The organism is Paenibacillus hebaui (assembly GCF_051934385.1).
In the GTDB taxonomy this organism is placed as follows: domain Bacteria; phylum Bacillota; class Bacilli; order Paenibacillales; family Paenibacillaceae; genus Paenibacillus.
In genome coordinates, this window is record NZ_CP196836.1 from 1,431,036 (window position 1) to 1,454,001 (window position 22,966).

Consider the following 22,966-nt stretch of genomic DNA (forward strand, 5'->3'; position numbering starts at 1 on the left):
TATGAAGAGGTGTATTTAATGAATAATTCATATACAGATCTTTCAGCACGACGGGAACGATTATTTACCGGGCTTCGTCTGCCTGCTCCTATTCAAAGTTCACTTCGAATGTCTGCCGGACAAGTGCAAGGAAAGCTTGATTTTCGCAAATGGACGGATTATAGAGACTATCACATTACCTTGCAATTTCTGGGAGATACACTTGTCAGTGACATAGGACATCTTCGTAAAGCGCTGCGCTCGGCAAGTGCCGGAATCCAGCCATTTGAGCTGCAATTATCCGGATGGGGTACATTCGGTCTGGAGGAGGCGCCAAAGGTGTTATGGAAAGGCGTTGAAGGAGAAAGAAGTCAACTGAATCTGCTGCAAAAAAAGATCGTTGAGGCAACTTCTTCTCTTGGTTACGAGGCCGAATTAAGACCGTATTCCCCGCATATTACTATCGCCAGAAAATTTCTGGGTCAGGTTCCATCTAATGGATATAAAGGAATATTTGGGTCGCTTCCGGAACATTCCTTGGGTGTTAATTCATGGATGGTAGAAGATTTTGTACTTTATGTGACACAGCCAGGCCAGGCGCCGATGTATGAGGTTGTGGATACGTTTTCTTTTTCCTGAAACTCATTGTTATGACATAAAATCACATTGACATTACGTTATTCCCTATGTAATATTAGCCAACGTTATTCAAATTCTTTTTTTGTGGTTACTTAGATTAGGGAATTGTTTCGACAGGAGGAATCTACGAATGGATATTATAAGCAAGAATCGTTGGGTGGCACCGATGTTATCTGTGCTGCTTGTATGTATAGTGGGGGCTAATGTCGTTCAGGCGACGGGAAAGTGGAATGAGGCCAGTGATAGTAAACAGATGACCGAACTTACGGCTTCTGTACAAAATAGCGAAAATTCTTTTAACGGGGACAGGCGAATGCTGCAAGACGGGACAAGTCTATCTGCTGATGCGTCTATCCAATCTGCCGACTGGACCCATTCGCTTCCAGCCAAGAACTGGCTGACGACTGCTCAGGAAGAGCAGGAACAGAAAGAGGCCAAGGCCAAACATGCGGCCCGAGCTGCAGCTGTGGCCAAAGCGAAGAAAGAGGCTGCTCTGAAATTGGCGAAAATAGAGCGTGCCAAAGCGGTAGCTGCAATTACCACTCCCCCCCAAAAACTTTACTTTACGCGGACCAAACTTCTGAACCAGGAAGACTCGAAGCTTGCAACCTGGTCTTACAGTGTGTCCGATAAAGAGCTGTTTCTGCTGCAAAAAATCGTCATGGCAGAGGCGGAAGGTGAACCGTACGAAGGCAAAGTGGCAGTTGCCAATGTTGTCTTAAACCGGCTGCGGTCAGCCAATTTTCCCGATACCATCTACAAAGTAATCCATCAGAAATCTCAATTCAGTCCTGTAGCGAATGGCCGCTTGAAGCGTGTAACTCCCAATGAGGACACGATCAAGGCAGTTAATGCGGCATTGAATGGGAAAAAGGAAGTCGCTGATGATACGTATTATTTCTTGTCATTGACGCTTGCGGATGACCTGACAGTGGCTCGTTCCCAGAAAAAAGTGAAAACGATCGGGCATCATACTTTTTATAAGTAATAGACCTGTAAATTCTGCAAACAGGCAAGGTAGTCAACTATGTCATTCCTTCATGGATCTTGAAAAGCCCTGAAATGCAGTTTTATTTCGTTGTTTTCATTTTATTTATGAATAGTGCGTTGTTATTTAAATTACCCTTTTTCTCCGTACATCATACAAAAATATGGACAAAATAAAGAAGGTTCCCTTCCAATTCATCGGAGGGGAACCTTCTTTGTATATTGCCTTAGGATATGAAACGCCCTCGTAGAACGAATACAAGGGGTTATAGAGCTGTTAGAATGGTATTCTGGTACCTGACAGCGGAGTGGCACCAATTCCGGCTGTGAAGCGCTCCTTAGGGGCGGACGTGACCTCGGCTGTAGCCGGGAATAATAAATCATGGACAGCCTGAGCACAACACGTCGGATCATAGGATGATCGGTTACCTGGTTTGAGCATGACGTTCAGCTGGCTTTCAGCTTGTCGCGGTGCATAACCCTGCTCACATAATTGTCTGAAGCGATTAGTGATGACTTCAGCCGAATGAATAACCTCACCATATCCGGCTTGTACAAAATATTCGCAATTTTCTTCTTCCTGACCCGGAAGCGGGGGAACGAACAGCATGGGCAATCCCTTTGCCAATGCTTCCGTACATGTCATACCGCCCGGCTTCGTAATCAGTACATCGGATACGTCCATTAGTTTGCTGACCTCGCGGGTATACCCGAGGATACGTATATTGGGATGTTGGAAGCATGGCATTTCTTTCAGCTTGGCAATCATTTTTTCATTGCTTCCGAGACAGAATAACAGTTGGACACGATCTGCCCAGGAAGTGAGAGTCTTCATATGTTCTTCATCAAAAGAAAGTCCCCATCCTCCGCCCATAAGCAGGGCAGTAGGCATGTTCTGAAGCTCCATTTCCTGCCGTAGTCGAACCTTGTCTCCAGCTTCCCAGAAGTCTGGATGTACCGGAATACCGGTAACCTGGATTCGAGAGGATTCGACCCCTCTCAATTCAAGCAGAGTCTTTACCTGCGGCGTTGAGACCAGATATTTGTTCACCTCAGGATTAATCCATGTCGCATGTACATCGTAGTCCGTAACGAGTGTGTACAGCGGAATGTTAAGTCCTTGGCGCTTCAGCCGGGAAATGACCGCATTCGGAAAGGGATGAGTACAGATCACAGCATCGGGTTTCAACTGGGATACAACCTGTGCAGTCTGTGTATAGAAAAGTCGGTGCAAGGCCAGCTTTGTGAAGCCGTTCAGTGATTTGTTATACTGCGTCCGGTATAACAGACTAACCAGCTTAGGCTGAACGGATAGGGTCTTCCGGTAAGCCGACAATATAAGTGGCGCCATTGTTGGATTTAAAAATTTACCAAGCTCAATAACCCGACTATGCACATCTGGACTGACTTTCTTGATGCCACTTGCCAGTGCATGGGCGGCTTGGGTGTGACCGGTGCCGAAACCTTCGGATAACAAGAGCACTCTTGGTTTTCGCATGAGTTCACCTTTATTCATCAAATTAAATTTATAATTTCATTGTCATACCGCACGTTGCATTACTACAAGAATATACAGCGACGCGGAAAAACATGTTCATTCATTACATATTTACACTATAGTTAATGTTCTGATACATCTAGAATTCGTCTTCAAGCGTGTTGATGGAATCATCATACACTATAGACGACTATTGAAGCAGTTTCCACTGCATTTCGGTTAAAAAAAATTAACCAATTTTTTAATGTTAGGGTTGCAATCCCTTAATGAAGGTGGTAATGTTGTTTTTGACCGAATGACCGAATTGTATTTTTGGTCATTTATGAAGGGCGATCAATCAAAATGAAGGAGGGGATATGATGGCTCCGATTGACAGGAGACAGCAGGTCATTCAAGCAGCAACCCAGTCGTTCGCCATGTTTGGATACAAGGCAACCACGATGGATCAGGTAGCAAAGATTGCGAATGTTGGCAAAGGAACGATCTATACCTTCTTCACCAATAAGGAACAATTGTTTGATCAGATTCTGGTGGAAGTGATCCAGGAGATGAAGAACATTGCTCATCGTGAAGTTCATCAGGAAAGTGCTTTTTTTGATAATTTGTTTCGGGTGCTTGATTCATTGCTGGAGTTTCGCCGCGATCATGATTTGCTCGTTAAGTTGTCCCAGGAGCTTAAGGATTTCGGAACACTTCAGGCCAAGGAAGGTTTGGAGAAAGTGGAGAAGGTGATCTCCGATTTTCTGGCACGGGAGCTTGAAAAAGCGAGGGACAGTGGCGAGATTCGCGATTGTGATCCACAAGTGGTGGCCTTTATGATGATTCGTCTGTATATTGCGCTTACCTCGGATTGGAACAAGCAACATGAACCTCTGAGCAAAGAGGAAATCAAGAACTACTTTCGCCTTTTCTTAATGGAAGGAATTGCTGCTGCCATGTAACCCGAAATTATTCTACTATAATATGGGTAAATTATATGGCACTCAAGCAGTGAGGCTTGTCGGAAGACAGGTTTGTTTTTTTGTCCTGAAGTGACCGTTTGAGGAAAGTGGTCACTTCGTGTTTCAGTAAAATTACGAAACGAATCATATTATTACATTATGGTTATTCCTGCTCATAGAGCAGAGAGATTAAGGGGAGAAAATGACATGAAATCTTTATCCGTGTTTTTCAAGGATGTGGGATCGGCCGTGAGAAACCCGAAGGTGTTGATCCCTGTTATTGCAATTATGTTTATTCCGATCCTGTATAGTGGCATTTACTTGGCAGCCTACTGGGACCCATATGGTCATGTGGATGAGATGCCGGTTGCGGTTGTCAATCTGGATAAAGGTGCTGAGCTGGAGGGCAAATCGTTGCATGTGGGTAGCGACCTTGTCGATGAGCTGAAGAAAAATGCAGATTTTAAATGGGACTTTGTCAGTGCTGCTCAAGCCAGAGAAGGCATGGAGAACGACAAATATTATATGAAAATTACGATCCCGGAGAACTTCTCATCCCAGGCAACAACGTTGCTTGATGACAAGCCGAAGCCGGCTGATCTGATCTATGAACCAAACGGCAATTACAGCTTTGTGGGTGCACAGATCGGTAAGACAGCGATCAAGGATCTAAAAGCAAAGGTTTCGGCCAAAGTTACGGAATCCTATGCGGAGACACTGCTCGATAAGTTCTCCGAAGTATCAGACGGATTGGCTGAAGCAGGCGACGGAGCAGGTGACCTGAATACAGGTGCAGGCAAGCTGGATGATGGAGCTGTAAAGCTTAAGGATAATCTGGCGAAGCTGGCATCAGGAACTTTGGCGCTTCAGGATGGCTTGTCTCCATTAAGTGATGGTGTTAATGCGCTTCATACGGGTGCAACCAAGCTCGAAAGTGGGACAACGAATCTGGTATCTGGTCTGCAGCAGCTTCAAGCAGCAGCCACAGATCAGCTTCAGAGCGGAGCAGATCAACTGAAGGCTGGCAGTGCCAAGCTGGAGACCGGACTGAAGTCCTCCATGGATGGAGCAGGCAAGCTTCAAGCGGGCCTGCAATCGTCCGAACAGGGCAGCGCGAAGCTGTCCGACGGTCTGCAAAGCGCTGTGCAAGGCAGCGACACATTGGCCACTGGTCTGCACTCGGCAGTAGACGGCAGCAGTAAGGTTGCTGACGGTGCCCAGGGCGTTGCTGACGGGTTGAAGCAGCTTGCTGCATCGAACCCGGAACTGGCAGCCAGCGCCGATGTGCAGAAGCTGCTTGCGGCCAGCGCCGCCGTTGCCGATGGCAGCGAACAGCTGCACGAGAGCGAGCAGAAGCTGGCGCAGGGTGCAGATCAGCTGCACCAGGGCAACCAGCAGCTGGCAGCGGGTGCTGCCGAGCTGCACGGAGGCCAGAAGCAGCTTCTGGCTGGTGCGGGTCAGCTCGTGGAAGGCCAGAAGCAATTACTGGCTGGTGCAGGGCAGCTTAACCAAGGCGGAGCGAAGCTCTCCGATGGCCTGAAGCAGTTCAGCGGCAAGCTGGGCGAAGCGGCAAGTGGAGGTACGTTGCTGGCGGATGGAGCGAAGCAACTGGGCTCGGGTACCACTGCCCTGCAAACGGGTGTAGGCAAGCTGAGTGGTGGCGTGAGTTCACTTACGGATGGTTCCAAACAACTGGGCGATGGCGCAGGCAAACTGGCTGACGGTCTAACTGAGCTGAAAGACGGTTCGAGCGAGCTGGCTACCAAGCTGAAAGATGCAGCTCAAAAAACGTCAGAAGTCAAAAAAACGGACGATGTGGTGAACATGTTCGCTGAACCTGTCAATTCCTCTGAGAATACAGCGGAGGATGTGAGCAATTACGGTACAGGGTTGACGCCGTTCTTCCTGTCCATCGGTCTGTTTGTGGGATCATTAATCTCAACTATTGTTCTGAAAATGAGGGAAACCTCCGTACCAGGCGTTACAGGCTGGAATCGTTTTGTCAGCCGGACACTGGTATTTGGCTCCGTAAGTATTTTCCAATCGGTAATCGTGGCAAGCTTCATGTTATACGGTCTTGGACTGGAGACGCACAGCACAGGGGTGTTCTATCTGTTCACCATTATTACGGGGCTGACTTTCATGCTGATTGTTCAGGCACTTGTAACCTGGCTTGACCTGCCAGGACGTTATGTTGTCATTCTGCTGCTGGTCTTCCAGCTTGCGGCAAGTGCAGGTACGTTCCCGGTAGAACTGATTCCATCGTGGCTTCAGGCACTTAGCCCTTGGTTGCCAATGACGCACAGCATTATGGGCTTTAAGGCCGTTGTATCGAGTGGCAATCTAGATGTGATGTGGCATCAGGCCGGAATTCTTGGCATATACGCTGGAGTATCCGTACTTCTTACGCTGGCGTTCTTCCTTTGGAATGGCAGACGTCCGAAAAAAGAAGTCGAAACTTCGGAATCCGGTCAAGTTGTGACGGCATAAGCTTAATTTATGCCAGAGCAGGATGGAATTTGAAAAATAATCTTTGGACTCAAGTATCGAAATTATGCAATATAGTAGTCAAATAGTGCAAAGAGCCTGCGGCCCGAAAAAGGGTCGCAGGCTCTTTTTGTATACAAATGCATAGAGAAGCAGAGATTCACTGGATCAGAGAGTTATAATTTGGTGGAAATATGGATAAAGTCAGGCTGCATATGGAATGATTTTCTTTTGTCAGTAATTAAAATCAGTTGTACTCTGACATAAAATGTGTATAATTATTCGAAAAAGAGATGAATTTAAACGTCATTTCACTAAAGCTTACTGTGAAGTGTTTCTTATCAGAGGTATTAAAAAGTTTAAATTGCGCTGATGTTAGCTCGGTGTTAAAATAATAGAACTATATCAAAATACGTCGCTCCATATCAGTGGCCGTGCCAGCGGCTGCGTGTTGTTATATCAAGCTGTTTGCTGGATCGTCCGGATCAGCTCATCTCATGAAATAGCCTCTGCCACCATAGCAGCGCTTATAACTTTGGACAGTCTCATGCTGTCGCCTCTTCTATCTAGCAGGCTCTATCGCAAGCGAAAGGCCAGCTCCTCCCGTTTCATTGTTGCCTGTTGCCTATGTTCTTGATCTTTCCGAAATACTTCATTATAGAAAGGTTGCGTTCCATGAGACACATCGGATTACCTCCTAAACAGGGTCTGTATGACCCGCAGTTCGAAAAAGACGCATGCGGAATGGGTTTTGTTGCCAACATCAAAGGAGTACCTTCACATGATATCGTGAGTCAAGCACTGACCATGCTCAGTAACATGGAGCACCGCGGAGGACAGGGAAGTGAACCGAATTCCGGTGACGGAGCAGGTATCCTGATTCAGATTCCACATCGCTATTTTGCACAGGAAGCGGAACGTCTTGGTTTTGCATTGCCTGAACAGGGATTCTATGGCGTAGGCATGTTGTTCCTTTCCCAGGACTCTGCCATTCGCAGTGCGCATGAAGAGAGCCTCAAGAAAATTATTGAAGAAGAAGGCCAGACGTTTCTGGGTTTCCGGGATGTTCCTACTTTTGATGAGATGCTTGGCCGCTCTGCACTTGCAGCGAAACCTTATGTACGTCAGGTGTTCATTGGAAGATCCGCAGAAGTGAAGGATGAGCTGGGATTTGAGCGTAAGCTGTACATTATTCGCAGACGCGCTGAGCTGGCTATTCGTTATTCGGCAGATGAAGCAGAAGGCGGTTCGTTCTACCTTCCGAGCTTGTCTTGTCGCAAAATTGTATATAAAGGCATGCTGACAACGGAACAGGTTGGAGAGTTTTATCTGGATCTGCAGGAAGATCTCGTTGAATCGGCCATTGCACTCGTGCATTCCCGTTTCAGTACCAACACCTTCCCAAGCTGGGAACGTGCCCACCCGTATCGCTTCATGATCCACAACGGTGAGATCAACACGATGCGTGGTAACGTGAACTGGATGCATGCACGGCAATCTTTATTCGAGAGTGAACTGTTCGGTAACGACATCTCCAAAGTGAAGCCTGTCATTAATCCGGACGGTTCGGACACGGCGATGTTTGATAACACGCTGGAGTTTTTGTATCTGAGCGGTCGTTCATTGCCACATGTGGCAATGATGATGGTTCCTGAGCCTTGGAGCACAGATGAAGGAATGGACCCTGCCAAAAAGGCATTCTACGAATATCACAGCACCATGATGGAGCCATGGGACGGACCGGCTGCAATGGCCTTTACCGATGGTTTGCAGATCGGTGCAACACTCGACCGTAATGGTTTGCGTCCCGCACGTTACTATGTAACGAAGGACGACCGTATTATTTTGTCCTCTGAAGTTGGGGTGCTTGATATTGCACCTGAAGAGATCCTGTACAAAGACCGTTTGCGTCCAGGACGTATGCTTCTGGTAGATACACAAGAAGGCCGCATCATCGCGGATGAGGAAGTGAAAGCACTCATTGCAGCCGAAAATCCGTATCAGGATTGGCTTGATGAGCATTTGATGGATCTGAGTGAGCTGCCGGAAGCACCGGAACTGCCTGATCCAAAACATGATAACGTGACCCAGCTTCAGCTGGCCTATGGATATACATTTGAAGAATTACGCAAAGTATTGGAGCCAATGGCTACAACGGGTATGGAAGCTACAGGCTCCATGGGTTATGATGCACCGCTCGCCGTTCTGTCGGATCGTCCACAGCGTCTGTATAACTACTTCAAACAGATGTTTGCACAAGTAACTAATCCGCCGATCGATGCGATCCGTGAAGAGATTGTAACGTCCACTGCAACAACGATTGGACCCGAGCGCAATCTGTTGAACCCGGAACCGGAGAGCTGTCGCCAGATTCGTCTGGATACACCGGTATTGTCCAATGAGGATTTCGCGAAGATTCGCCACGTACGTCGTCCGGGCTTCCGTTCGATGACGATTCCAATCTTCTTTACAGCGAAAGAAGGAGCAGAAGGGCTTCGCAAAGCGATGGATTTGCTCTTCGAAGCTGCAGATCGTGTTATAGACAAAGGTCATAACATTCTGATCCTGTCTGACCGCGGTGTTGACGCTGAGAATGCGGCCATCCCTGCATTGCTTGCCGTAGCAGGTTTGCATCACCATCTGATCCGTCAGGGAACCAGAACGAAAGTCAGCATTATGCTTGAATCTGCAGAACCGCGTGATATTCACCACTATGCATTGTTGCTGGGCTACGGTGTAAGTGCGGTTAACCCGTATCTGGCGTTTGAGACGCTGGATGACATGATTCAGCAAGGCTTGCTGCGCGGCATCTCGCATGAAAAAGCAGTGAAGAACTACATTAAAGCGGCTACCAAAGGTGTCATTAAAGTATTGTCCAAAATGGGGATCTCAACCATTCAATCCTATCGCGGTGCACAGATTTTCGAAGCCGTGGGTCTGAAATCGGATTTCGTTGACCGTTACTTTACCTGGACACCTTCCCGCATCGGCGGAATTGGACTGGAAGAAGTGGCTGCTGAGGCTCTGACACATCATAACCGTGCATTCACGGATAAAGACGGAAACGACAAAGTGCTTGACTCTGGTGGGGATTATCAGTGGCGCAACGACGGAGAAGAGCATCTGTTCAATCCGCAAACGATTCATACCCTGCAACACGCCGTACGTACAGGAGACTACAAACTGTATCAAAAGTACGCAAAACTGGTGCAAGGTGAAAATGATCAGTTGTTGACCATTCGCTCCATGCTGAAACTGAAATCGGTTGGACCAGCGATTCCGTTGGAAGAAGTAGAATCCGTAGAATCTATTATGCGTCGTTTCAAAACCGGAGCGATGTCCTTCGGTTCAATCAGTAAAGAAGCACATGAAGACTTGGCGATCGCAATGAACCGTGTAGGTGGTAAATCCAACACAGGTGAAGGCGGGGAAGACCCGGCACGCTTCATTAAAGATAGCAACGGTGATTCACGTCGCAGTGCGATCAAGCAAGTGGCATCCGGACGATTCGGAGTTACATCTAACTATCTGGTGAATGCCGATGAAATTCAGATCAAGATGGCTCAGGGAGCGAAGCCGGGTGAAGGCGGACAGCTGCCTGGACGTAAAGTATACCCTTGGGTTGCTGAGGTTCGTGGATCAACACCAGGTGTAGGTCTGATTTCTCCACCACCGCATCACGATATCTACTCGATTGAGGATCTGGCTGAGTTAATCTATGACTTGAAAAATGCCAACCCGCGTGCAGAGATCAATGTTAAGTTGGTATCTGAAGTCGGCGTTGGGACGATTGCGGCCGGTGTAGCCAAAGGTCGTGCCGACATTATCCTCGTCAGCGGTTATGACGGTGGTACAGGGGCATCGCCACAAGGTTCGATTCGCCATGCGGGTATGCCTTGGGAGCTAGGTCTTGCAGAGACACATCAAACGTTGATGCTGAACAATCTGCGTGACCGTGTCGTTCTGGAGACGGATGGCAAGATGCTGAATGGTCGTGACTTGGTAATCGCTGCTTTGCTGGGAGCTGAGGAGTATGGATTCTCTACAGCACCACTGGTGGCATTGGGTTGTATCATGATGCGTGTCTGTCAGATGGATACTTGTCCAGTTGGGGTAGCAACACAAAATCCGGAGCTGCGCAAAAATTACATGGGTGATCCGGCTCATGTGGTTAACTTCATGCGGTTTGTTGCTGAGGATGTTCGCGAAATCATGGCTGATCTTGGTTTCCGCACCATTCAGGAAATGGTGGGCCGTACGGATTGCCTCGAGACGGTAGAAGCCGTAGATCATTGGAAGAAGAAAGGCGTGGACTTGTCGGTATTGCTGCATGTGCCTGAGATGTCGGAAGGCTCTGCTCGTTACCGCACACAGCATCAGAATCACCAGTTGGAAGAAACGCTGGATATGCAACAGTTGCTGCCACTCGCACAGCCTGCTATTGAATCCGGTCAACCGGTTGAAGCGGTACTTCCAATTACCAATGTCAACCGTGCAGTCGGTACCATTTTGGGTAGTGAAATCACACGCAAATATGGGCTTGCAGGCTTACCTGAAGATACGGTTCAATTTAAGTTTATCGGCTCTGCCGGACAAAGCTTTGGGGCCTTTGTACCTAAAGGCATGACATTGACCGTTGAAGGAGATTCCAACGACTATGTGGGTAAAGGTTTGTCTGGAGGTAAACTGATCGTGATGCCTTCACCAAAATCAACATTCGAGGCCGAAGATAACATCATCATTGGTAACACGGCTCTGTACGGAGCAACCAGCGGTGAAGCCTATATTCGGGGGATTGCCGGGGAACGATTCGCTGTACGTAACTCAGGTGCCAAAGTGGTTGTCGAAGGTGTAGGCGATCATGGCTGTGAGTACATGACTGGTGGACGTGTCGTCGTGCTTGGCGATACAGGTCGTAACTTTGCCGCAGGGATGTCTGGAGGGATTGCTTATGTCTATGATCCAGAAGGCACATTCCTGAAACGTTGCAATCTGGAAATGGTTCTTTTGGAGCGTATCGAAGACCTGTCTGAAAGTGCAGATCTGCGAGGCATGATTCAACGCCATGTTGCGAATACAGGCAGTGCTACAGGTCAGCGCATTCTGGATAACTGGCAGGATTCGCTGAATCAGTTCGTTCGGGTTATACCGAAGGACTTCAAACGCATGACAGAGCAAATCGAGCGGATTCAGGCCACGGGCTTGACCGGAGAGGCTGCTTTGCTGGCTGCTTTTGAAGCCAACATGCGTGAACTTGCTCGTGCTGGAGGTTAAGAAGGTTGCATGAACAGGTTGTATTAAGAAGAATAGGAGCTTTATGGCTGCCGAATTGGCGCCGTAAAGCTCCTATTTTGGTTTCGACAAAATTAGAACCCGCTCAAAAAACGTTATCGCCATGAGACGACAACATCGAGGTACTTTCTCAAGTATAATAAGGCTAGTTTTTGGAGTGCAGGGAAAGTATAAAGATAAGAGAGGTTAGCGGAATGAATATGAAGCATCCAAATAGGGGCGATCGTAAGCCGACAGGTAAACAAGTCAAAGCAACTCAGTTGGACATCATGAAGGTTTTACTGCAATGCGGAATCGACCCGGAGCGTTGGAACCATTTCGTATCCTCAGAAAACAACAAGCGCTCTTGAAAACATGGTCAACGATGGAATGAAACTAAGACACAAAAAAAGCCCAGAAACCTTAGAGTGAACCTCGTAGGACTGGGTCTTCTTTTCGGATTTAATCCATACTGCGTTCCATGCGAACAAAAGCAATAAAACGACGTGCCTCTTCCTCTGTTAAGGCTTTGCCATCAATCATCAGATCGAAGCGTTCCAGCACTTCTTTATCCGATAATTCAAGAGAGTCGACGAATTCTCGTACATCCTCATCCACCAAGACATCGCTTTTCTTCGTACGTCCAATAAGATAATCAATGGAGACGCCAAAGATATCAGCAAGTCTCGTTAACACTTCAAAATCCGGTTTACGTCGGTTTTTCTCATAGTGGGAGAGAGCCGCTCTTGTAATATGAATGGAGCTCGCAAGTTCTTCTTGTGTAAGTCCCCGCTGTTCCCTTAATTCAGCAATGCGATTTCCGTAGCTCATAAGCTATTTCCCCCTGAACGACATCAAATATATATTGAAACAATCCTGAGCCAAGTTTTGATCAGGGCAGCTTTCCTGAATCATAGTAACGCCGTATCAGTCCTATAGGTATATAGGTCTGTCTAAGGACATCTCATATTGTCGTAAATCAAAAGAACCATGTCCAAATACTGCTTGACATGATACAAATTGTATCGTAAATTGGACGTATGGAGTTACAAAATGTATCATTTGGGATATTTTAAGTATGACCAAGTTGCCTAGCCAATATACCTGTGAGAAGGAGTAGAGGCAACTCTTGCAAGCTAATCCGTTCTAAAAGGAATGAAACCATGAATTCAATGATTCAGGAATGGGCTGATCTAAAATTAAATGTCCATATGTATATTAAGGCGTTTCATGGGAAATCGATAGACCGCAAAAGACGCCCCATTCTGTTACTTGGTATGGACACACAAGCGATCACCTTCCTGAGTGATCTGAACTTACCTGTATCATCAGAGATGCTGATTGGCTTGGATGTAGAAGATAGTCATGTATGTGTAAGACTTCAGGCAAGGCTGCAATGGAAACAGCCCTTCGGAGAGCTCACATTGTATCATTCAAGCTTGCATATTCAACCAGAGCAGACACTATATATAACTGGACAGTTAAATGCGATGATTCGCGAAGTTCATTTTCCTACGGTTTCCCGATTTCAGTATGAGAAAGCCTCAGAACAACCTGCCTTACAGGAAACATATCATTACATTGATTTTACCATATGAGTTGAACACATTCTAAACATATTCTGAACAAGCATGTACTTAACGCCATTTTACTATATTTCATAGCGTTGTGCATTAGTTCTTTAACACCAAAAGAATTTGCGCAATGAATAAAGGGGCGAGGGGGATCATACATTGAGGAAGTTTGGATATGGTTGAAATGCACTGCCACATTTTATCCGGTCTGGATGATGGCCCTGTTCATATGGAGCAGTCCATTGCGATGGCTGAAAAAGCGGCAGCTTCAGGAATTACCTCGATCATTGCTACTCCGCATCACCTGAACGGGCAGTACAACAATGATCCTGATGTGGTCAATCAGGCGGTGAATCTGCTTCATGCAGAACTTCGCAAACGCAACATTCGCTTGGAGATCCATCCCGGACAGGAGATCAGGGTACATGATAACCTGATTACTGATTTATACGCAGGTAGATGCTGCACACTCGCCGGGAGCCGCTACATGTTGCTGGAATTGCCCTTTGGCCATATTCCCTCGCAGTTCCCCGGGATACTTCATGAACTTAAGATAGCGGGTATCACTCCAATTATTGCTCATCCGGAACGCAATCATGCCTTCCTGAAAAATCCAATTCTACTATCGGATTACTTGAGTCAAGGTGTACTATGTCAGCTCACTTCACAGTCTTTCACCGGGCTTTTCGGACGAAAAGTTCAGAAATGGTGTTTTCATTTTTGCAAAGAAAACGGGTTTCATTTCATTTCATCAGATGCGCATGATACACAGAAAAGAACATTTTCCATGTGCGAGGGAAAGTCCGTCATCGAGAAACGTTTCGGAAAGGATGCGGTTAGGCGTCTGAAAGAGAATGCATCACACATTCTCACCAATTCAAACGTGGTTATTGAGCGCTATAAACCTCGCAAATTGAGTATGTTCATGTCCATCTGGTAGTTACATATGACCATAACGTATAGGAGGAATGAAAGTGGAACTTAAGGGATATTTGCGTATTTTACACAAAAAAATGTGGTTGATTGTAGCGATTGCGCTCATTGCCGGAGTAGGTGCGGGGGTCAAAAGTATCTTCTTCACACAACCCATCTATGAAGCGAGCTCCAAACTTATTATCAATCAGACGTCTTCTGTCGAAGGGCAGGCGATCATGGACTTCAGCATGATCCAAACCAATATCAAACTCATTAACTCGTATAAAGAAATTATAAAATCATCAGCAATCATGGAAAAAGTCGCAACGACTTATCCGGATCTGGGCTTAACGACTGCTGAACTAATCAATAGTACCTCAGTCTCGACAGCGAGCGAATCCCAGGTGATGAGCATAACTGTGCAGGGGACTTCCTACGAAAAAGCCGCGAAAACGGTCAATGCAATCTCCAACGTTTTTCAATCTCAAATCCCCCTGATCATGAAAATTGATAATGTTGCCATCCTCAGTAAAGCCAATGTAAATACCAATGCCTCTCCGATTAATATGAAAACCACATTAACGATTATCGTGAGCCTGTTCGCTGGCCTTGTACTCGCGATTGCGCTGGTATTTCTACTGGATTACCTCGACGATACGTTCAAATTCGAATCTGAACTGGAAAAAGAGCTGGGAATCCCTGTGCTTACCGTCATCTCCAAAATGAAAAAAGAAGATGTGAAGAGTACCAAAAATTACGTATCACAACAGAAAGTAGGAGATGGGAATTATGTCGCGACTAACCAATGAACCTAACAATTTGGTGACTTATTTTAATTCCAAATCGCAAATCTCAGAGGGGTACCGAAAATTACGGACTAATATTCAGTTTTCTTCCATAGATAGTCACATCAAAACCATCATGGTGGCTTCTGCCGAATCCGGAGAAGGGAAAACAACGACGATAAGCAATCTGGCAGTTACTTATGCACAGGAAGGGAAGAAGGTTCTGCTGATTGATGCCGATCTGCGTAATCCTTCTCTGCATCAGGTATTTTCCGTACCCAATCACATCGGTCTCAGCAGTGTATTGTCCAATCAATACAGTGTGGATGAGGTGCTGAGAGAAAGTTATATCGATAATCTGGAGTTATTTACTTCCGGTCCTATCCCTCCGAATCCATCGGAAATGATAGGTTCCAATCGAATGAAGAATCTGATCAACGATTTACAGGACAAATATGACGTGATTATGTTCGATACACCGCCAGTGCTCGCCGTGACCGATGCGTTGATTGTAAGTTCCCTGTGTGATGGGGTATTACTGGTGGTTAATGCGGGCAAGGTCAAAAAAGAGCTGGTAAAGAAAACAAAAGCTCATCTTGAACATGTCAATGCACGAATTCTTGGCGCCATCCTCAACAACAACAAAACAACGCAGAATCCGGTAAGTTATTACGGAGAAAAGTAGAGCCATCCGGAAGGCGTATAGGTTATGTCTACTGCACCTTTATCACTGTAGGCACTCGGTCATGCTGTGGGTCCCGGTGGACCTTAGACGTTAATCGTCAATGGCATGACGTGAGGACGGGTTAGATGCCCTGTTTTATATGTTTTGTAATACTAAAAAAAAAGAGGATAGGGTGGTATTTATGAAAAAAGTGAGAAAAGCGATCATTCCTGCAGCCGGATTGGGTACACGTTTTTTGCCAGCTACAAAAGCGATGCCCAAAGAAATGCTCCCTATTGTGGACAAACCAACTATACAGTATATCGTTGAGGAAGCCATTGCCTCTGGAATTGAAGACATTATCATCGTAACAGGTAAAGGGAAACGGGCAATCGAGGATCATTTCGATAACGCATTTGAACTGGAACACAATTTGCTGGAAAAGGGGAAACTGGGTCTGCTTGAAGAGGTCCGCAAGTCCTCTAACGTGGATATTCATTACATAAGACAAAAAGAGGCCAAAGGACTTGGTCATGCTGTCTGGTGTGCACGTAACTTTATCGGTGACGAGCCCTTTGCCGTGTTGCTCGGAGATGACATCGTCGTATCGGAAGTTCCGTGCACCAAGCAACTTATTGATCAATATGATCAAGTTCAGCAATCGATTGTTGGGGTGCAAACCGTACTTCCTGAACAAACAGACAGATATGGCATTGTAGACCCATTGCAATCGGATGGTCGTTTGACAGAGGTTCTCAGGTTCGTAGAGAAACCTGCCCAAGGCACAGCCCCTTCCAACCTGGCGATTATGGGGAGATACGTTCTGAGTCCAGAGATTTTTGAGCATCTGGAACAACAGGAGATTGGTCAAGGAGGAGAGATTCAATTAACGGATGCGATTCAGCGTTTAAATGAGACACAAGGAGTGTATGCTTACGATTTTGAGGGAGTACGTTATGATGTAGGCGAGAAACTGGGATTCATTTTGACGACCATTGACTTCGCTCTGCAAAAACAGGAACTTAGAATTCCAATGCTGCAAGCTTTGCAACAAATTCTTGAAAAAGAGTCGGTAGAATATGCATCCGGGGGGGAGTTTGAATGAGTCCATCTCCCCAAACGAAGGAAGCGGAGATCGTTATGGACCCAAGTCTGGGGTACAATGCAGCGACGATGGCAGGACAAAATGCAGATAAAGTGTATCTATTTATGAAAAGAATGCTCGATTTGCTGGGTTCTTTCATAGGTTTGATCATTTTGTGCCCCTTGTTTGCGGTCATCGGCATACTGATCAAAATCGAGGCCCCGAAGGGGTCTGTTTTTTTTCGTCAGGTACGGGTGGGACAGAACGGCAAAGAGTTCCATATGTACAAGTTCAGATCCATGGTAGCGAATGCCGAAGATTTGCTAGACCAGCTGATAGATCAGAATGAAGTGAATGGGAATATGTTTAAAATGAAGAACGATCCCCGCATCACACGGATTGGCAAGTTTATTCGGAAAACAAGTCTGGATGAGCTTCCACAGTTGTGGAACGTGCTTAAGGGAGAAATGAGTCTGGTTGGACCAAGACCCGCTTTGCCTAGAGAGGTGGATCAGTATACTCCGTATGACAAGCAGCGGCTCAAGATGATTCCGGGGTGCACAGGGCTATGGCAAGTAAGCGGCAGGAACAGCGTTGGTTTCAAGGAAATGGTTGAACTCGATCTAACCTATGCGCGTGAACGCAATATCGTCTTTGATCTCAAAATTATTTTGAAGACTTTCAGGGTGTTGATTGGTTCCAAGGATGCGTTTTGAAATACGATTATGGCTTTGAGGTGGCATAACAGATATGCAAAAAACAGATTATTTTGCTTCTTCTAGATGGAGTGCGTTATATATCGTTCTTTCCTCATTGATCATTATTAGTATGGCAGTTTACTTACCCGCCATTTCGATCATGGCCTTGGCATTACTGATTCTGATTGGAATTTACCTCAAACATCCAAGCTGGGTCTATATGTTAGTCATCGGTACGTTCTCGCTATCTATGGACAAAATACTCAAAATGCAATTGATGGGTTTTGACTCGACTTCCTTTTATAAGTTGCTCATCCTGTTTTTCATACTTCCTATTTTTCTGAGGTATGGATTGAGAAAACAATTTATTTATCCGACTCTGGCTGTAGGGTATCTCTTTGTTCAGAGTTATTTTTTATCTGTCATGCCAGGCAAGATGAGTCCACTCGATCCCTTCAAAGCTTTTTTGGGATTAGTTGTTCCTTTCCTGTTACTGATGGTGAATTTTCCGAAGGAAGTTAGCAAAAGAATCATCAGAGTCCTCGCCTGGCTTCCGGTGTTTAGTTTGATTGGTGGTCTCATCCTTCAGCAAATGGGCATGTTGTCCATCACGAATCTGGAAGGTTCAGGGGTCAGCCGTTTACAGGGTGCTAATATTGCGGCACATTTGGGGATGCTTTGTTTTATTTCGATCTGTGTTTGTCTTATGGAGATTCGATACAAAAATCAGGTGGTCTTGAATTATGCCCTTACGCTAACACATTTTATTATTTTAATTCAAACGGGAACCCGCGGGCCCTTACTCGCGCTGATTCCCATCGTATGTATGTATTTATTTGACCACGTAAGGAAATTTGTGAAGGGCAGAACGAGTGCTCTTCTTCCTGTTGTTTTATTTCTGGCAGCCGTCTCCGTAATGGTTTTTTTACAGTGGGATAATTATGAATTGAGGCAAGAGAGCAAGGGATTATCAGGTAGAGACTCTGCCTGGGCCTTCTTTATCAAAAAAGCGAATGAGTACCCCATTTTTGGTCAGGGACTGGGCTCTGCGTTGGTTGCCAATGATGGCAGTATCTTTTCAGGCTTTACCGTTCCCCATAATGAATACATTCGCTTTTATTATGATGGGGGACTAGTGGGGGCCTTGCTGATTTTTGGAGCCTTATTATTTGTATACAAAAAGGTGTATAGCAAGTTAAATCATCTCGTGAAACCTTATTTTGTTGGAATGATTGTTGGATTCTCCATCTACTCATTTGTCGATAATACCCTATCAACCATTCATTTAATTGCTCCTTTTTGTGTTTATCTTAACGCATTATATCAGATCAGTGATGAGAAACATGTTGTCCCTGATCACGCCCAGGAGTATGTCCCTCGAAAGGAGATCATGCAATGAAAGTCTGTCTGGTAAGTTCCACAGGAGGTCATCTGAATCAATTGTTAAATCTGATTCCTGCGGTGGAAGAGCATGATTACTTTTTGGTAACGGAAAAAAGCGAAGCGAGCAGCAAACTGAATCTTTCCACAAGAACCTATTTCCTATCTCAGCAGGAGCGCAAGAATATCCTGTTCCTGTTTATTGTTCTGCGGAATATAGTGACTTCGTTGTTCATTCTGCTCAAAGAACGTCCCAAAGTTCTGATTACTACTGGAGCCGGGGCTGTGTATCCCTTGTGCTTACTTGGGAAATTGATGGGAGCCAAGCTTATTTTTGTAGAGAGCTACGCCAAAATATATTCGCCGACCCTGACGGGGAGAATGATATACAAGTTTGCTGATGAATTTTATATCCAATGGGAGACGCTCCAAGAGGCTTATCCGAAGGCGAAGTATAGGGGGGCATTATTTTGATTTTTGTCGTGCTTGGAACACAGCGATTCCAGTTTAACCGACTACTAAAAGCCGTCGACAATCTCATCCAGGAGGGGCAGATGCCTTCGGACGTTCTTGTGCAGTCCGGTTACAGTGAATATAAGCCTCTTCATTATCAACAAAAGCCTTTTTTTAATCAGGAAGAGATGAATGATCATATTGCAAAAAGTGAATTTGTTTTGTCCCACGCGGGAGTTGGGGTCATCACCAGTGCACTACAGATGAACAAAAAGGTAATCGTCATGCCCAGACGCAAGGATCATGGGGAGCATGTGGATAATCATCAACTGGAGATCGCGAAGGTGTTTCAAGATAAAGGTTATATTTCGGTAGCTCAGAATGAGGATGAACTCCACGCCTTAATAAGCAATATTGATAAACTCGACTTTCAACCCTATGTGAAAAGTAACTCGCAGTTGCTCTCCTCCATTAAGGGTTATATTAATTCTCTTTGATGGGATGGGTTCGTTACGATTCAAAAGGGGTGAAATGATGAAACCTAAGGTGCTGGTCATAGGCTCTTCTACGAAGGACATGGGCGGAATTGTAAGTGTCATTTTAAATATTGAAAATTCATTGATTGCCGAGCAGTACAATTTACAGCGGATTGAAACCTACATTACGGGTAGTGTGCTGGCACGGCTATTCATCTTTATCAAAGGATTTCTTCAATTTCTCGTGAAGCTCGTTACATTCAAACCGGACATGATCCATATTCATATGTCTTACAACGGGAGCTTTTATCGTAAAGCGTTATTCATTCTTGTTGGCCGCAAAATATTCAGGGTGCCAGTCATTGTCCATATCCATGCTTCCAGCTTCGATGTGTTCTATAATCGGCATCCCTTGCAACAGAAGCTATGCAAGTATGTCTTGAATCAAGTGGACAAATTAATTGTACTGTCGTATACATGGAAGGACTTTTTTTCCCGGATCGTCCCTGAATCCAAAATCGAAGTGCTTTATAATGGCGTATTTATTAAAGAACCTCCGATTAGAGAAGAGCGCCAGGTTCCGCGCTGCTTGTTCATGGGTCGGCTTGGCAAGAGAAAAGGCGTGTATGATCTCCTGTTAGCTATTCAACAATTGAAGCGAAGAGGGATCGAAGCGGTCTTCACACTTGCCGGAGATGGGGAAGTTAATGAAGTTCGAGCGCTGGTGGAGCGTTATGACATCACAGAATACGTGGAAGTGCCAGGGTGGATTAGAGGCGAGGAGAAGGAACGCTTGCTCCACCATGCGGATCTGCTGGTGCTGCCTTCCTATCACGAAGGACTTCCAATGGCGATCCTAGAGGCTATGAATGAAGGCTTGCCGATCGTTTCTACTCGGGTGGGTGGAATACCTGAAGTGATTACGGATGAGTTGAATGGTTTGCTGGTTGAACCTGGTGATGTAGCCGCTCTGGCTCATGTGCTGGAGAGACTTATTCTGGATAAAGAACTGAGAATGCGAATGGGATTGAACAATAAGGAACTGGTCACATCCAAGTTCAATATGGATAGTCTGATTCAAAATTTATCGTCCATCTATGACAAGGTGCACATGAAAGTGTCCTAGTTTCAAGGGAAAGGTGGTTCTATGAAAGCATTGGTAAGCTGTATTATAACAACGCATAATCGCGCTGAATTGTTGACAAAGGCAATGGCAAGTGTGATGGCGCAGACCTATCCCTATCTGGAAATTATCATTGTGGATGATGGCTCACAGGATCATACCGAAGAGGTATGCAGGGCATGGACCAAGCAAGATCACAGAATACAATATATCCAGGTTCCTTATGCCCAAGGTGCCAATCATGCCCGAAATTTAGGGATACAACGTGCCAATGGAAAATATATTGCGTTCCTGGACGATGATGATCAGTGGCTGCCTGATAAAATTCAATCCCAGACTCAAGCTCTGGAGCAAAATAAAGAACTCTTTTGCTTTTGCAGTAAAGTCCTTGTCTATGTGGATCAGGATCACAAGGTGACTCGCAGGAAGGTGTCAGTTGAATCTCGGGAACTCGTCTTCTATGAGGATTTGCTGACCTACAACTGGATCGGTGAAACCTCCAAAATTATGGTGCAAACCCAGTTGGCACGCTCCGTCATGTTTGATGAACAATTAACCTCAGCACAAGACTATGATTTCTATCTTCGTATTCTGCAAAGAGGACATCATGCAATCAATATCAGGGAACCCCTTGTGCATATTTACATCCATCAGGGCCCGCGAATCTCTACCTCATCCAAGAAAAAGTTTCAGGGACAACGAAAAGTACTGATTAAGTATTACAAGGATATGAGCGAGGAACAAAAGAGGCGTCAGCTTCATCATTATCGCATGATGGAATGGTCCAAAAATCCGAAGCGAAATGTTTTTTTTCTCAAAAATACATTGACTCTTTATCCATGGTGGAAAAATTTCACGTTGTTCAAGCGCAATATCAGGACCATTCTGGTCGGTTATCGTTTGAGAAAACAGCTCCGAAGCGAAACGTTGAGCAAAGAAGAGTATAAAGGAACAGCCTAAAGCAGAGGTGTAGTCATGCGTGAACCTGTAGTTTACATGTTACCCAAAATGATCAAGACGAACAAATTCAATGAATTATTATCGCAGTCCATCGAAGATCAGGGATGGGATGTGAAGCATTTTTCCAAAAAAGACTTAAAAAATGTCCGTAAAAATGATGTACTTCATTTTCACTGGCCGAGTTTTTATTACAAGGGAAACAACGCGTTCTCGACATTCATCAAGTCCATATTTTTCATTCTCATGATTATGTATGTGCGACTAAAGGGTGCGAAGTTGTTCTGGACGGTTCATAACATATGGCCGCATAACAGCGGCAGAACGTGGCATGATTATTGGATGAGAACGTTTCTGGTTCGGAATTGCACCAAACTTATTGTGATGGGCAAACCGCTCATTCGCAGCGTAAGTGAGACGTTTCACGTGCCTGAGAACAAGATTGAAGTTATCCCTCACGGGCATTATCAGGGGGTATATGGACGAACAGGGCAGAACATCAGAGAACTCTTTAACATCCCGGCAAAAGACTATGTCTTTGCTTTCTTTGGTCAAGTTTCACCATATAAAGGGGTGGACGATCTAATCAAGGCTTTTAACCATCTGGATTGGAAGGATGCTCATCTGTTGATTGCTGGCAAGAAAGAAGCCAACTATGATCTGGAGGATTCGATACGCGATTCGGATCGGATTCACACGTATTTCAATTTTATTCAGGATGGGGAGTACTCGGATTATTTTGAAGCCATTGATTCGATCATCCTGCCGTATAAAAATATTGCGACATCAGGCAGTGCAATTTTGGCACTGTCTTTTGGTAAACCTGTTGTTGCCCCAAGAATGGGGCTAATGGAAGAGTATTTACCCGAAAGCTGTGCAGTATTATATGACCCTTCGGATCAGGAAGGGCTGGAAGAAGCGATGAAGAAGATCCGAGCCAAGGATGATGAGTTCAGGGAAGGCAAAGGATTCCAATCTATGCTTGACAAGCTGGAATGGTCAGGGATCGCGAAGCGAACAATTTCGCTCTATACGATCTAAATCAATGAGGATGC

19 protein-coding genes are annotated in these 22,966 nt (G+C 45.5%); 17 read left to right on the top strand and 2 right to left on the bottom strand.

Annotated elements, in window-relative coordinates; translation table 11 throughout:
• The first annotated feature begins 18 nt into the window (after positions 1-18).
• Entirely contained in the window at positions 19-618 is a 600-nt protein-coding gene (gene thpR / locus ACR32F_RS06300; protein WP_440117195.1) for an RNA 2',3'-cyclic phosphodiesterase, read from the top strand.
• A 130-nt stretch (positions 619-748) separates the two neighbouring features.
• A complete protein-coding gene (locus ACR32F_RS06305) occupies positions 749-1,606 on the top strand; it encodes a cell wall hydrolase (protein WP_440117197.1) in 858 nt (285 codons plus the stop codon).
• A gap of 276 nt (positions 1,607-1,882) precedes the next feature.
• On the opposite strand, the gene ACR32F_RS06310 is transcribed toward ACR32F_RS06305, so the two are convergent.
• Positions 1,883-3,103 carry an MGDG synthase family glycosyltransferase gene (locus ACR32F_RS06310; RefSeq protein WP_440117199.1) on the bottom strand — a complete coding sequence of 407 codons (1,221 nt, stop codon included), beginning with the start codon at positions 3,101-3,103 and terminating at the stop codon, positions 1,883-1,885.
• A 359-nt stretch (positions 3,104-3,462) separates the two neighbouring features.
• Here ACR32F_RS06310 and ACR32F_RS06315 point away from each other — a divergent pair, with 359 nt between their 5' ends.
• The 3 genes from ACR32F_RS06315 to gltB all read left to right on the top strand — a co-directional run bounded on the left by ACR32F_RS06315 (position 3,463) and on the right by gltB (position 11,805).
• The gene (locus ACR32F_RS06315) at positions 3,463-4,044 is read left to right on the top strand and encodes a TetR/AcrR family transcriptional regulator (protein WP_440119710.1); all 582 of its coding nucleotides are present in this window, start codon (positions 3,463-3,465) and stop codon (positions 4,042-4,044) included.
• A 207-nt stretch (positions 4,045-4,251) separates the two neighbouring features.
• Positions 4,252-6,534: a YhgE/Pip family protein gene (locus ACR32F_RS06320; RefSeq protein WP_440117201.1), complete on the top strand. Its 2,283-nt coding sequence runs from the start codon at positions 4,252-4,254 to the stop codon at positions 6,532-6,534.
• Between the two features lie 672 nt (positions 6,535-7,206).
• Positions 7,207-11,805: a glutamate synthase large subunit gene (gene gltB / locus ACR32F_RS06325; protein ID WP_440117203.1), complete on the top strand. Its 4,599-nt coding sequence runs from the start codon at positions 7,207-7,209 to the stop codon at positions 11,803-11,805.
• Between the two features lie 459 nt (positions 11,806-12,264).
• Here the strand turns inward: gltB and ACR32F_RS06330 are convergent, their stop codons facing one another.
• Positions 12,265-12,633, bottom strand: coding sequence for a helix-turn-helix domain-containing protein (locus ACR32F_RS06330; protein ID WP_440117205.1), 369 nt, complete (start codon positions 12,631-12,633; stop codon positions 12,265-12,267).
• A gap of 332 nt (positions 12,634-12,965) precedes the next feature.
• Between ACR32F_RS06330 and ACR32F_RS06335 the strand changes: the two genes are divergently transcribed.
• The 12 genes from ACR32F_RS06335 to ACR32F_RS06390 all read left to right on the top strand — a co-directional run bounded on the left by ACR32F_RS06335 (position 12,966) and on the right by ACR32F_RS06390 (position 22,952).
• Positions 12,966-13,400 (top strand): hypothetical protein, encoded by a 435-nt coding sequence (locus ACR32F_RS06335; protein WP_440117207.1) that lies wholly within the window; start codon positions 12,966-12,968, stop codon positions 13,398-13,400.
• 151 nt (positions 13,401-13,551) lie between these two features.
• Positions 13,552-14,316, top strand: a complete 765-nt coding sequence (locus tag ACR32F_RS06340) for a tyrosine-protein phosphatase (RefSeq protein ID WP_440117209.1) — start codon at positions 13,552-13,554, stop codon at positions 14,314-14,316.
• A 28-nt stretch (positions 14,317-14,344) separates the two neighbouring features.
• The gene (locus tag ACR32F_RS06345; RefSeq protein ID WP_440117211.1) at positions 14,345-15,100 is read left to right on the top strand and encodes a YveK family protein; all 756 of its coding nucleotides are present in this window, start codon (positions 14,345-14,347) and stop codon (positions 15,098-15,100) included.
• Complete coding sequence (locus ACR32F_RS06350; RefSeq protein WP_440117213.1) at positions 15,081-15,761, top strand: CpsD/CapB family tyrosine-protein kinase; 681 nt, start codon at positions 15,081-15,083, stop codon at positions 15,759-15,761. Before ACR32F_RS06345 ends, ACR32F_RS06350 begins: the two co-directional genes overlap by 20 nt.
• Before the next feature lie 181 nt (positions 15,762-15,942).
• A complete protein-coding gene (gene galU, locus ACR32F_RS06355; protein WP_440117215.1) occupies positions 15,943-16,845 on the top strand; it encodes a UTP--glucose-1-phosphate uridylyltransferase GalU in 903 nt (300 codons plus the stop codon).
• A 35-nt stretch (positions 16,846-16,880) separates the two neighbouring features.
• Positions 16,881-17,540 (top strand): sugar transferase, encoded by a 660-nt coding sequence (locus ACR32F_RS06360; RefSeq protein ID WP_440119712.1) that lies wholly within the window; start codon positions 16,881-16,883, stop codon positions 17,538-17,540.
• Positions 17,541-17,574: 34 nt separating this feature from the next.
• The gene (locus ACR32F_RS06365) at positions 17,575-18,921 is read left to right on the top strand and encodes an O-antigen ligase family protein (RefSeq protein WP_440117217.1); all 1,347 of its coding nucleotides are present in this window, start codon (positions 17,575-17,577) and stop codon (positions 18,919-18,921) included.
• Positions 18,918-19,376, top strand: coding sequence for a PssD/Cps14F family polysaccharide biosynthesis glycosyltransferase (pssD, locus tag ACR32F_RS06370; protein ID WP_440117219.1), 459 nt, complete (start codon positions 18,918-18,920; stop codon positions 19,374-19,376). Before ACR32F_RS06365 ends, pssD begins: the two co-directional genes overlap by 4 nt.
• Positions 19,373-19,852, top strand: a complete 480-nt coding sequence (gene pssE / locus ACR32F_RS06375; protein ID WP_440117221.1) for a PssE/Cps14G family polysaccharide biosynthesis glycosyltransferase — start codon at positions 19,373-19,375, stop codon at positions 19,850-19,852. Before pssD ends, pssE begins: the two co-directional genes overlap by 4 nt.
• A gap of 34 nt (positions 19,853-19,886) precedes the next feature.
• Positions 19,887-20,957, top strand: a complete 1,071-nt coding sequence (locus tag ACR32F_RS06380) for a glycosyltransferase family 4 protein (protein ID WP_440117223.1) — start codon at positions 19,887-19,889, stop codon at positions 20,955-20,957.
• 21 nt (positions 20,958-20,978) lie between these two features.
• Positions 20,979-21,914 (top strand): glycosyltransferase family 2 protein, encoded by a 936-nt coding sequence (locus ACR32F_RS06385; protein ID WP_440117225.1) that lies wholly within the window; start codon positions 20,979-20,981, stop codon positions 21,912-21,914.
• Between the two features lie 15 nt (positions 21,915-21,929).
• Positions 21,930-22,952 carry a glycosyltransferase gene (locus tag ACR32F_RS06390; protein WP_440117227.1) on the top strand — a complete coding sequence of 341 codons (1,023 nt, stop codon included), beginning with the start codon at positions 21,930-21,932 and terminating at the stop codon, positions 22,950-22,952.
• Positions 22,953-22,966 lie beyond the last annotated feature (14 nt).